This window comes from Brevibacterium sp. FAM 24630, from assembly GCF_049804075.1.
In the GTDB taxonomy this organism is placed as follows: Bacteria; Actinomycetota; Actinomycetes; order Actinomycetales; family Brevibacteriaceae; genus Brevibacterium.
Genome location: NZ_JBNBZD010000014.1, coordinates 35,768 through 47,892, shown reverse-complemented (window position 1 = coordinate 47,892; position 12,125 = coordinate 35,768). Strand labels below are relative to the sequence as shown.

Below are 12,125 nucleotides of genomic sequence, written 5' to 3'. Positions count from 1 at the left end.
GCGAAGAATACTCCGCACTTCGCTCAGCACGAAGTCAGTCATGAAAGAGACTTTGCGTCAAGAGAATTCAGATAACGATAACTGGAGAGTTTCCTGAGAAACCCCGCGAGGGCGCCGCTTCGTCGTCGACAGAACATTTCCCCAGGTCAGACGCTCACATTCCTCGGAGGTTGACGTAGACACGCCGACGGCTTGACAGACCCTGGGACGTTGAAAGGCCCTCTCGATGCTCGTAGCGTTCGTAATCGCTTCTCTCTTGAGGGCCACCTCGATGATGGCCCTGCACGATCGGAGGATCTTGTGAGTAACCCCAACACACATCCTGACGCCCAGGCCCCTGCCGAGGCAGACCTCAAGACGGTGCGCAAAGCCGTCGGCGCCTCAGCGCTGGGCAACGCCACCGAATGGTTCGACTACGGCCTCTACGCCGTATCCATCGTCTACATCACCGAGCACTTCTTTCCCGGCAGCCATGGCCAGCTCCTGGCGCTGCTGACCTTCGCCGTCTCCTTCATCTTCCGCCCCCTCGGCGGCATCGTCTGGGGACCGATGGGCGACCGACTCGGTCGCAAGCGCGTCCTGGCCCTGACGATCCTGCTCATGGCCGGATCGACATTCTGCATCGCGCTGCTGCCCAGCTTCGCGACGATCGGCGTCGCTGCACCGATCGTCCTCGTGCTGCTGCGCGTCATCCAGGGCTTCTCCTCGGGAGGCGAGTACGGCGGAGCCGCGACCTTCATGGCCGAATACGCACCTGACAAGCGCCGCGGCTTCTTCGGCAGCTTCCTCGAATTCGGCACTCTGGCGGGGATGGCCGCCGGCTCGCTCTTCGTCCTGCTCCTGCAGCTGGGCCTCAGCGAAGAATCCATGATGGCTTGGGGATGGAGGATCCCGTTCGTCTTCGCCGGCGTCCTCGGCGTCGTCGGACTCTACATGCGTTCGCAGCTCGATGAGTCCCCCGTCTACGAGGAACTCGACAACGCCGAACAGGGCAAGTCGGTCAAGGAAGTCTTCCGCATTCTGTTCACCGACCACTGGAAGCAGCTGCTCATCCTCGGCGGAATGGTCATCGCGGTCAACGTCGTGAACTACACGCTGCTGTCCTATATGCCTGCCTACCTCCAGGGGCCCGTCGGCATGGGATCGAATGCCTCGCTGACCGTGATGTTCTTGGCTCAGGCGTTCATGATGATTCTCATTCCCTTCGGCGGAATGCTCTCCGACAAGGTCGGGCGCAAACCCGTCTGGTACTTCTCCCTCATCGGACTCTTCGTCGCAGCGATCCCGATGTTCATGCTCATGGCCAACGGCTTCGTCTGGGCCCTCGTCGGCCTGGCGGTTCTCGGGCTCCTCTACATTCCGCAGATCTCAACGATCTCGGCGACGTTCCCGGCGATGTTCCCCGGTCCGGTGCGCTTCGCGGGCTTCGCGATCTCCTATAACGTCTCGACCGCACTGTTCGGCGGCACCGCGCCGTCGGCGGCCGAGGCGCTCATCGGTGCCACGGGCAACACACTCATACCGGCCTACTTCGTCATGGGCGCCTGCCTCATCGGCTTCATCGCGGCGCTGTTCATGAAGGAGACCAAGGGCGCTTCACTCCGCGGATGCGGTCTGCCCGAAGCAGGAGCCGACATCGTCTTCGATGAGCCTGTGCTCTCCGGAGCGAAGTGATCGACGCGTCGACCTGACGAATCGTCTTCGCCCGAACCGCCCGACGGCGCTACAGCGGACATCTTCGCTTGCAGCGCCGTCGGTCATCTGAGTCCAGGGGCTGGACTGGTCTCGGTCCGCCGACTATCGCGACCAGTTCTTCGCCGGCAAAGCCGCGGTCAGACGCCCACAGCTCAATCCCCGGCGACTTCGAGGATGACCTTGCCGCGGACAGAGCGTTCGTCAAGCTCCTTGAGCGCAGAGGCGGCGTCCGTCAGCGGGTAGGTCGCATGCCTGAGCGGGTTGAGGCGTCCGGCCGCCAGGTGCTCCCCCACGGCCTCCCACTGCTCGTGGATATAGGTCGGGCTGCCCCAGGTCGCCGCACCCCAGGCGACGCCGTCGACGGAGATGTTCTTGAGCAGCAGTCGGTTGACCTTGATCGAGGGGATCTCCCCAGCCGTGAAGCCGAGGACGAGCAGGCGTCCGAACGGAGCGAGCACGCGCGTGGAGTCAGTGAAACGATCTCCCCCGACCGGGTCGAAGACGAAGTCGACGCCTTTCGGGCAGATCTCCTTCGCCGCATCCTTGAAGCCCTCGGCAAAGACCACATGGCTCACACCGAGTTCACGCACCGCCTCGGCCTTCGCCTCGGTCGAGACAACCGCGATGACGTCGAGCCCCATGGCCAGCCCTAGCTGCACTGCGGCCGAGCCGAGACCGCCGGCGGCGCCATGGACGAGCAGGCTCTGACCTGGCTGCGCATTCGCTCGCACCCGCAGCGCGAAGTCGGCGGTGAGCACGTTCATCGGCATGCCGGCCGCATCGGCGAGCGTGACAGCGTCGGGGACCTTCACCGTGGCTTCGTCACCGGCGACGAGGTATTCGGCGAACGTGCCCGACCCCGTGATCGCCGCAACCCGGTCGCCCACGGAATAGCGGGAGTCCGGCCCCACCTCGACGACGACTCCGGAGGCCTCGGATCCGAGCGTGAAGGGCAGGTCGTGCTTGACCTGGTACATGCCGCGAGTCTGCAGCAGCTCAGGGAAGGTCACCCCGGCATACGCAACCTCGATGAGCACCTGTCCCGGTCCCGGGACCGGACGCTCCACCTCGGCGAATTCGACATCGTCGGGACCGGTCAGAGCGGTGACGCGAATGGCTTTCATAGTGTCCTCACTGTTGCTTGGTCACACACGGGGCCACCCCGGCCTCGGTGTCGGTGATCACTTCACCTCTATCACATCGGAGGCAGTGACCGTGATCACTTTCACCGCTTGACTCCCTCGCGTGGTTTGAATACTGTGAACTCAACTGAACGATTGTTCACTCGGGAAGGTCAAGGATGACGCAGGAACCGGCAGGATTCGATGCGCAGCGCATCGGCAGATGGATCGAACGCAGGTTCGGCATCAGCGACTACGACGTCGAAGTGATGTCCGTCGGGCGTTCGAACCTCACGTTCACCATCACCGTCGACGGTCGACCCCGCTGGGTGCTGCGCCGCCCGCCCTTGGGCCACGAGGGCGGCAGCGCACACAACGTCGCCCGCGAGGGCCGGATCATGGCGGCCCTGTCCGACAGTGCCGTCCCAGTGCCGAATGTCCTCGACATCGTCGACGATCCCGAGGTCCTCGACGTGCCGTTCGTCTTCATGGACCACTGCCCCGGTTCCCCGCTCAACACTCCCGCTGACTGGGCGGAGCTGCCGGAGACGAACCGACGCGACTGTGCCTTCGCAATGGTCGACGCACTGGCGGCCATCCACGCTGTCGACATCGACGCGGTCGGCCTGTCCGATCTGCGACGACCCGGCGGACTCATCGAACGACAGCTGCGACGCTGGCTGGGACAGGTCGAGGCGATCGCCATGCGCGAGACCCCAGCCATCCACGAGGTCCACGATGCGCTGCTCGAGGCCATGCCCGATCCGGCCGGGTCCCCGGTGGGAATCGCGCACGGAGACTTCAAACCCAACAACATGATCTTCTCCCCGACCGGCGCGGTCAATGCCGTCGTCGACTGGGAACTCACCGCCATCGGTGAAGTGCTCACCGACCTCGGCTATTTCGTCGCAATGCTCACCGTCCCCGAGGAGTACACGAGCATCTGGGTTCCGCGGGCCTCAGACGGGTTCCCCACCACGGCCGAACTCATCGACCGCTATCAGGAGGTCAGCGGCCACGAAGTCCACGACGTCGGCTACTACTCCGCGTTCGCGATGTGGAAGCTCGCCTGCATCCGCGAAGGCGTCTACACCCGCCTGGCAACGGGGAAGATGGGCGACCTTGACCTCGATCCCGAAGTCGCCGGCGAAGGCGTCGAAGACCTTGCCCGCCAAGCCCTCGAACTCCTGGAGAGATCATGACCTCGCATGTGTCCGGCAAGTCAGTCATCGTCACCGGCGCCGCCGGTGGGATCGGTGCCGCCCTGGCCGCCGAACTCATCGACCGCGGTGCCGCGGTCGTCCTCGCCGATCTCTCCCCCAGCGTCGCTGACACCGCGGCCGCGCTCGGCAGCAGCGCTCACGCGTGGACCGGGGACGTGTCTTCGGTGGCCGGGATCAGCGAGCTCATCGCCTTCGCCGATGACCGCCTCGGCGGGGTCGACGCGTACTTCGCCAATGCCGGGACCATCGGTCCGGGGATGCTCGGGGACTCCGATGAGAACTGGGACACGATCATCGATGTGAACTTACGTGCTCACGTCCGTGCCGCCCAGGCCCTGGTTCCGCGCTGGCAGGATGCCGGTTCGGGGTATTTCGTTGCGACTGCCTCCGCGGCCGGTCTGCTCACACAGATCGGGTCGGCCGCCTATTCGGTGACCAAGCACGCCTCGGTCGGGTTCGCCGAATGGTTGGCCATGACGTACCGCGAGGACGGAATCCGCGCCTCGGTGATCTGCCCGATGGGCGTGAACACGAACCTCCTCGATGCCGCAGGAACCGACGGGGGTGCAGCACAGAAGGCAGTGACCTCAGCGGGGACTGTGCTCGAAGCCGACGAGGTGGCGACCATCGTCGTCGACGCGGTCGAAGACGAGCAGTTCCTCATCCTCCCCCACCCCGAAGTGCTCGAGATGTACCGGATGAAAAGCAGCGATTACGACCGGTGGCTGCGCGGCATGTCGCGATACCAAGCACGTCTCAACGACCTCTGATCCTCACCGAACCCGACGAACCACAACGAAGCAGAAGGAGCCCACGTGTTGGAAACGACCGAACGGGGACGCGAATATCAGGAACGCCTCACGGCGTTCATGGACGAATTCGTCTACGCAGCCGAACCGATCTACCACGAGCAGATGGCCGCCGCGGCCAGTCCGCACACGCAGCCGCAGGTCCTCGAGGACCTCAAAGCCGAAGCGAAGAGGCAGGGACTGTGGAACCTGTTCCACCCGCACCCCGAATGGGGCCCGGGCCTGACGAACCTCGAATACGCGCCCCTGGCCGAGATCACCGGTCGCAGCATCGAGATCGCGCCGGAGGCCATCAACTGCAACGCCCCGGATACCGGAAATATGGAGGTCTTCACCCTCTTCGGCACCGATGAGCACAAGGAGAAGTACCTGCGCCCTCTGCTCGAGGGCACGATGGCCTCGGCCTTCGCGATGACCGAACCGGCCGTGGCCAGTTCCGATGCCACGAACGTCGAGATGCGCATGGACCGCACCGACGAGGGCTTCGTGCTCAACGGCCGGAAGTGGTTCGCCTCCAACGGCATGCACCCGAACTGCCGTGTGCTCATCGTCATGGGCAAGACCGATCCCACCGCCGAGGTGCACCGCCAGCAGTCCATGCTCGTCGTGCCCATCGACGCTCCCGGGGTGAATGTGGTCCGCAACCTTCCCGTCTTCGGCTATGCGGACCGGGAAGGGCATGCCGAGATCGTGTTCGAGGATGTGCTCGTGCCGTTCAAGGACATCCTCAAGGGTGAGGGCGAAGGCTTCGCCATCAGCCAGGCCCGTCTGGGGCCCGGACGCATCCACCACTGCATGCGCGCCATCGGGGCCGCCGAACGCGCACTCGAGCTCATGGTCAAGCGTGCCGAGGAGCGGGTGACCTTCGGTGAGAAGCTCTCGAGCCGGGCGAACATCCAGGACTGGGTCGCCGAGTCCCGGATCGAGATCGATCAGGCCCGACTGCTCACCCTGCATGCCGCGGACATGATGGACAAGTACGGCAACAAGGTCGCGAAGAACGAGATCGCCGAGATCAAGGTCGTCGCCCCCAGCATGGCGCTCAAGGTCATCGACCGGGCCATCCAGGTCCACGGCGGAGGCGGCGTCACCGACGACTTCCCGCTGGCGAGGCTGTGGGCGCACATGCGCACACTGCGTCTGGCCGATGGCCCCGACGAGGTGCACAAGCGGTCGATCGCCCGCAATGAATTCAAGAAGTACCGCGGCTGATTCCACGTCGGCCGCGATACAGTGAAACACCACCGGGCCCGCCTGATGATGTGCGGGCCCGGTTACGCCGAGAAAGGATGTTCAATGACGAACAGTTGGTTCGACTCCCGCCCCTGGTTGACCACCTTGGGAGATGTCGCTCAGGAACCGTATGTGCTCCCGGACTCCACCCCGCTGGCCGACCTGGCAGCGACCGTGGCGGCCCACGGGGATGCCGAGGGCATCAACTACTACGGATTCAGCCTCACCTGGGCCGAATTCGACCAGTGGTCGACCGCCTTCGCCGCTTTCCTCACCGCACACGGCATCGGGCCCGGTGATCGCGTGGGCATCTACGATCAGAATTCTCCCGCCTTCGTGGTCTCGACCTACGGGATCTGGAAGGCCGGCGGCACGGTGGTTCCTCTCAACCCGATGTATCGCGGGGAACTGACACACATCTTCGCCGATTCCGAGATCAAAGGGCTCGTCGTCTCTCAGGCGGCTTACCTCGACCGGGTCAAGGACTACGCAGCGGATCTCCCCCTCGTCGTGCTCAACGACGACCGGAATTTCCAGACCGAAGGGCCGGAAGCGATCTTTGGGATGTTCGCTCAGATGCCGCGTTTCGCAGATCTTCCCGCCGAAGACGGCCGGTTCGAGTTCTCCGCGGTCGTGTCCGACAACCTCAGCACCGACTTCACCCCGCACTCCCCCGAACCGTCCGACCTCGGGCTCATCGCCTACACGTCGGGAACGTCCGGAAGGCCGAAGGGCGCTGCGGCAACGCATGCGAACATTTCGAGCAACTCCCGGTACTGCCTGCGCAATACCGACCATGAAGTCGGCGACGGTTTCGTCTCCCTCGCACCGCTGTTCCACATCACCGGCTTCATCTGCCAGTTCCTCGCGGCCGTGGCCGGCGCTGCCCGGTTCAGCCTCAACTACCGGTTCGATCCCGGTTCGCTCATCGACCTGTGTGCTTGAGAGAAGCCGTCGTATATGGCCGGTCCCGCCACGATCTACACGGCGATGCTGGCGCATCCGAACTTCGCAGCGGAGAAGTTCGCATCGTTCAAGTCGCTCATGTCCGGAGGCGCACCGCTGCCGGAGGGGCTGGTGAACAAGTTCGAGGAACGCGCGAAGATCTATGTCGGACAGGGCTACGGTCTGTCCGAGACCTGCGCCCAGGTCGCTACCGTCCCCCGCGGCTTCAAGGCGCCGGTCGACCCTGACAGCGGCAACCTCGCCTGTGGCCTCCCCCAGCCCGACGCGATGATCCGCATCCTCGACGACAATGGTGAACCAGTCGGCCCGGATGAGGTCGGTGAAGTCGCGATCTCCGGTCCGCAGGTGGTCTCGAGCTACCTCAACAATCCGCAGGCCACTGCCGAGCAGATCCCGAACGGCGAGCTGCACACCGGTGATGTCGGTTTCATGAACGAGGACGGCTGGCTGTTCATCGTCGACCGGAAGAAGGACATGATCAATGCCTCGGGTTTCAAGGTCTGGCCGCGTGAGGTCGAGGACGTCCTCTACATGCACCCGGCTGTCCAGGAGGCCGCCGTCGTCGGTATTCCCGACGACTACCGCGGAGAGGACGTCGCGGCCTTCGTCACCCTGCAGCCCGGCGCCGAGGCGACCGCGGAGGAGATCATGACGTTCTGCCGCACGAAGCTCGCCTCATACAAGGCTCCGCACCAGGTGAGCTTCATCGATCAGTTGCCGAAGACGAGTTCGGGCAAGATCCTGCGCCGAACCATTCGGGCCGATGCCGTCGAAGCCGCCGAGGCGGCGCGCAGGGCGGCGACGAACTCGAAGTGAGGCTGCGCGGCTGAGTAACCGACGCTTCGGAGGAGAGAGGAAGGGCCGCTCGCCGGATCCCGCTCCAGGAATTCAAGACAACCGGTGCCGGTCACAGGACTACCGGTGCCGGTCAGGGGATGCGGGAAGCGGGGTATCGGTCGGCTTCGCTGATGATCTCCGGGCTCAGGTCCTCGTCGTCGGCGATCCCCACCGTTTCCCACCGTCCGTGGACCGGGCACTTCTGGTATCGGTAAGCGCCGAGACGGATTGACTTGAACGACACCAAGGGGATCCAACGTGTCCGGTAGTACCCGCCGCCTGAGCAGCGGACGATGACTTCGTCTATGTATGTCTTCTCAACCATGGCCTCAGATTAACGCATGGCAGCTGTACAGCTGAGGGGGAAAGCAGGCTGTTTGCCGACGTCAGACGGGAGTGGCCGACCTCAGGTCAGGCTGACGGTCTCCGCACCGCCGATGGCGCCGAAACGGTCGGGCTGGCAGGTGAGCAGGATGACCTGCGCGTTGCGGCCGACATTGCCGAGGATGACGTTGAGCGCGGCCAACCGCTTCTCATCGGAGAAGCCGAACGCGTCGTCGAGGATGACCGGAGCACCCGAGCTTTCGTCGACAAGCGTGGCCACGGCGAGTCGGCCGATGAGAGCCAGCTGCTCCTTCGTCCCGCCCGACAGCGAGTCGAAGGCGACCGTGCGGCCGTTGAGTGTGCGAGAGACGATCTCGAGGTCCTCGGAGATCTCCACCGACAGTCCTTGACCGAAGATCACCCGGCCGAGGCGTTCGATCTGCTCCTTGAACGGGGCCACGTACTTCCGCTGCGCTTCTTCCTTGTGCGCAAGCACGGTCTCCTTGAGCACCCGGATCGCTTCGGCTTGACGACGTACTCGGTTGAGGTCCGATCGCAGCGATTCGAGCTTCTCCTCCGCCGCTTTGAGCTGATCGTAGATGCCCTCCCCGGCCCGGTCATCGATGAGTGCCGAGAGACGGTCGACTTCCTGCCGGTCGGAGTCCTGCTGCTTCTGTTTGCTCTCGAGCAGCTGAACGGCATTCTGCAGCCGCATCTCCAGGGTCTCCGGATCTGCCGCCTCGTATCGTGCACGAGCCGACGCCGCAGCAGTCGCAAGTTCCTCCGAATGCTCTGCTGCGCTCGTGACCGCGGCCTCGAGTGCCTCGTCGGATTTCGCTTCTCGCTCAGACGCGAGTCGGGTGGTGAGGGTCTTCAGGGTCGTCGACGCCTGCTCGAAGTGGGCCTGGGCGCGAACCGCCGCGACTCGCGCCTCGTCTCGATCGACGCGAGTGCGATCGAGCGCCGCCCGCGCGGACTCGACGGCTTCCTGTGCACTCTCACCGCGTGCTGTTGCCGTTTCAACGGCCTTTTCGAGGTCTTCGACGGAATCTTCGTCGCCGTTGTTCTCGTCTGCCGAGTCACCGGCCAGCAGTTCGGCCCGAGACAGCGCCGCGTCGAGTCCGGCTCGGTCGTCATCGCCGATGAGCACACGCAGGGTGGAGTTCGCTTCGGCCAGAACCGCTTCGGCTGCGGTGCGCACATCGGCGCGCTCACGCGCCTCGGCGAGGGTGTCGACCCCGAGCCGGTCGAGTTCGGCGTCGAGCGCGGTCTGCGCGGAATCGACCGCCCGGTCGAGCTCGGCCGGTGACTGGCCGGGGCGCACAGTGATGTCGGCGGCCCCATCGATGATGATCCGCATGTCTTTGACGACGGCGAATTCTTCGGTCGAGTCTGCTGATAGTGCTGTGCCGTCGATGCTGACGCTCCTCGCGCCGAGACGGGTGGCGACGATCTGCGCGGCAGCGGCAGTCTTCGTCTTCTCCGCGATCCGCACCTCGGTGACGAGACTGCTGAGACGGTCGACATCGGCGGCGGTGACGGAGATCGATCCGATGTTCGCCTTCGCCTCGGTCGCCTTCTGCTCCTGTTCGCGGATGTTCCTCAGACGTCGGCGCAGTTCGCTGACCTCGCGGCGGGCGCGGGCTCGAGCGAGGTTCGCCGATGCCGTCTTCGACTCTTTTCGCGCCTCGTCGAGCGTGTTCTGCTTCGCTTCCAGCTCGTTCTGTGCCTCTGCGAATTCGGTGTCGTGTTCGCTTTCGGCACTCACGGCTTTGTCACGGTCCGCTTCGGCAGCCTGGAGGGCTTTCTGCGCGGCCGTGGTCTCGGTGATGAGTTCCTGACGACGGTCCCTGGCTTCGACCGCTCGCTGCTCTTCGCGCTGCGCGGACTCTGCCGACTCGCGGGCTCTGTCGAGTTCGGCCTTGAGTCCGGACAGCGCTTGGGAGGCTTCTTCGGCTTCTGCCCTTTCGGTGACTGCCGCCTTCAGCTGCTCATTCACGCTGTTCAGCCGGTCAGTGGCGCGGGCATGCCGGTCGATGAGCGCATCCATGTCCTCACTGCGGGCGACCAGGTTCTCATACAGCTCCTCGGCTGCCGGGAATTCCTCGCCGAGCCTCTTCAATTCGCCGGTCTCTTTGCCCCTGGCGGTGAAGTGTTTGCCGTATTCGGCCTCGACCCGGTTGAGGAAGGCGTCGTGGTCGGCCGGTTCTTCTCCCGATTCGTTCAGTGCACCGTGCAGGGCTTTGATCTCGGCCAATGAGGCTTGAGCCAGGCTTCTGCCCTGCGCGACGTCGAGGGCGTCGAGCAGATCCACGTCGACGGTGTCGTCGAGGATGGCGAGGAACCGTTCGTGGGCTTCGTCGCCGCTGAGCTGTTCCGGGACGGGGCGCAGGATGTTCAGCTCGGTGAAGGACTGTTTGAGCCAGCGTTTGCTGTAGCGGACTTCGTATTCGCCGGTCGTCAGGTGCAGCTCGACTTCGGGGCCGACGTCGGAGCCGACGGGCTGGGTGTCCTTGACGCTGGCTTTGCGGGAGCTGGCTTTGTCTTCTCGCAGCTGGGTGATGGCCTGGTGGATCGAGGATTTGCCGATCTCGTTCGGACCTTCGACGATCGTCACCCCGGAACCGAATTCGACGGTGGCCTCGGCGATGCCACGATAGTTGACGAGGCGGATCGAGTGGAGTCTCATGAGTTGCTCCTGGCGAATCGGTAGAGCAGGCCGAGTGCGTCCTGGGCCGCCAGGGCTGAGTCGTCATCGGCCATGGCGCGAGCGGAGAGCTCGTCGAGCGTCTCCTGCAGGTATCCGCTCAGTCCCAGGTCGGCGAAGTCCTCGTCTGCGGCGATGACGGCGAGATCAGTGTGCCTCTCCCACCAGGAGACGAGGGCGAAGAGGTCGGTGAAATGCTCGAGGATCTCATCGAGCCTGGCTTTCGCGGCCGTCGGCAGAGTGCCGCGCAGGACGAGCCACACCGCGGTCTTGTCTTTGTCGGCCACAGCGTTGAGTCGCTGTTCGAGCGCATCGACATCGTCGGCGGAGTTGAGATCGGCTTCGACGACTGTGAATGTCCAGGTGCCGAGCGCGACCTTTTCGACCTCGGCCTCATGGGTGTCCGGGTCGATGTCGACGAGGAGGACATTGCCGGGGTCGTCTTCACGGCGCGAGGTGACTTCGGGGGCACCGGGGTACCAGATCCGTTCGGCGACCTCATAGGTGGCGTGCCGATCGCCGAGGGCGATGAACTGGGCACGGTTCTCGCGCAGCAGGGTCCGCAGATGGTCGGTGTCGATGGTCGCGACGGAATCCCGGTCAGGATTGAGAACGCTCACGGCGCCGTGACCGGCGATGATGCGGACGGAGCCGGGGGCCACCTCGGTGAGGTCTGCGGCAGCGGCGGCGACAAGATCGCCCTGGGGGTGTTTGGAGAACCACGGAGCTCCGACGATCTCGGTTCCCGGGATCACTTCGAAGGGCTCACTGTCCCGGAGCACATGAACGTGGGCGGGCACTCTCCGCGTGAAGGCCGAGGAGTCGTAGATCGACGCTGCGTCCAAGGGGTCATGGTTGCCGGGCAGCAGGACGACGGGAACCGGGCACGAGGCGAGCGCTTCGAAGGTGCGGGCGATGATGGCCCGGTCGAGCTGATTGGTTTCGAAGACATCGCCGCAGACGAGGACGAACTCCGCTCCCATCTCCGCGGCGAGCGCGCCGATGCGCGAGACGGCATCGAGTCGGGCGCGGTGGAACCGCGGGCGGGCCTCCGCGCTGAGGAAGTGTGCCGTCATGCCCAGCTGCCAGTCCCCCGTGGCGATGAATCTCATCTGCACCTCCTCATCTCATCCCCATCCTACGGGCGAGTGCCCACCATATCTTTCGCCACTGACATAAGTGACTCATAGCACGCTCGCGGTGCCGTTCC

General features: G+C 64.6%; 9 protein-coding genes and 1 pseudogene. 6 read left to right on the top strand and 4 right to left on the bottom strand.

The annotated features are described in order from the left end of the window. Positions 1 to 300 precede the first annotated feature (300 nt). Entirely contained in the window at positions 301 to 1,674 is a 1,374-nt protein-coding gene (locus ACPUD7_RS11695; protein WP_425119995.1) for an MFS transporter, read from the top strand. Positions 1,675 to 1,847: 173 nt separating this feature from the next. Here ACPUD7_RS11695 and ACPUD7_RS11690 read toward each other — a convergent pair whose 3' ends face one another. After that, positions 1,848 to 2,819, bottom strand: coding sequence for an NADPH:quinone oxidoreductase family protein (locus ACPUD7_RS11690; protein WP_425119994.1), 972 nt, complete (start codon positions 2,817 to 2,819; stop codon positions 1,848 to 1,850). A gap of 176 nt (positions 2,820 to 2,995) precedes the next feature. Between ACPUD7_RS11690 and ACPUD7_RS11685 the strand changes: the two genes are divergently transcribed. From ACPUD7_RS11685 to ACPUD7_RS11665, 5 genes and pseudogenes are all read left to right on the top strand, one after another. Further along, positions 2,996 to 4,018: a phosphotransferase family protein gene (locus tag ACPUD7_RS11685; protein WP_135537987.1), complete on the top strand. Its 1,023-nt coding sequence runs from the start codon at positions 2,996 to 2,998 to the stop codon at positions 4,016 to 4,018. Next, positions 4,015 to 4,809 (top strand): SDR family oxidoreductase, encoded by a 795-nt coding sequence (locus ACPUD7_RS11680; RefSeq protein ID WP_425119993.1) that lies wholly within the window; start codon positions 4,015 to 4,017, stop codon positions 4,807 to 4,809. The genes ACPUD7_RS11685 and ACPUD7_RS11680 overlap by 4 nt, the downstream gene beginning before the upstream one ends. A 45-nt stretch (positions 4,810 to 4,854) precedes the next feature. Then, positions 4,855 to 6,060 (top strand): acyl-CoA dehydrogenase family protein, encoded by a 1,206-nt coding sequence (locus ACPUD7_RS11675; RefSeq protein WP_425119992.1) that lies wholly within the window; start codon positions 4,855 to 4,857, stop codon positions 6,058 to 6,060. A 45-nt stretch (positions 6,061 to 6,105) separates the two neighbouring features. Further along, positions 6,106 to 7,398, top strand: a pseudogene (locus ACPUD7_RS11670) (class I adenylate-forming enzyme family protein); the annotation flags it as partial. A gap of 78 nt (positions 7,399 to 7,476) precedes the next feature. After that, positions 7,477 to 7,863 (top strand): AMP-binding enzyme, encoded by a 387-nt coding sequence (locus tag ACPUD7_RS11665; protein ID WP_425120028.1) that lies wholly within the window; start codon positions 7,477 to 7,479, stop codon positions 7,861 to 7,863. Between the two features lie 112 nt (positions 7,864 to 7,975). Here the strand turns inward: ACPUD7_RS11665 and ACPUD7_RS11660 are convergent, their stop codons facing one another. The 3 genes from ACPUD7_RS11660 to ACPUD7_RS11650 form a co-directional block, all read right to left on the bottom strand. Next, on the bottom strand, positions 7,976 to 8,209 hold the full coding sequence (locus ACPUD7_RS11660) for a hypothetical protein (RefSeq protein WP_425119991.1): 234 nt from the start codon (positions 8,207 to 8,209) through the stop codon (positions 7,976 to 7,978). 81 nt (positions 8,210 to 8,290) lie between these two features. Continuing rightward, positions 8,291 to 10,897 carry an AAA family ATPase gene (locus ACPUD7_RS11655; RefSeq protein WP_425119990.1) on the bottom strand — a complete coding sequence of 869 codons (2,607 nt, stop codon included), beginning with the start codon at positions 10,895 to 10,897 and terminating at the stop codon, positions 8,291 to 8,293. Then, on the bottom strand, positions 10,894 to 12,027 hold the full coding sequence (locus ACPUD7_RS11650; RefSeq protein WP_425119989.1) for a metallophosphoesterase family protein: 1,134 nt from the start codon (positions 12,025 to 12,027) through the stop codon (positions 10,894 to 10,896). Before ACPUD7_RS11650 ends, ACPUD7_RS11655 begins: the two co-directional genes overlap by 4 nt. Positions 12,028 to 12,125 lie beyond the last annotated feature (98 nt).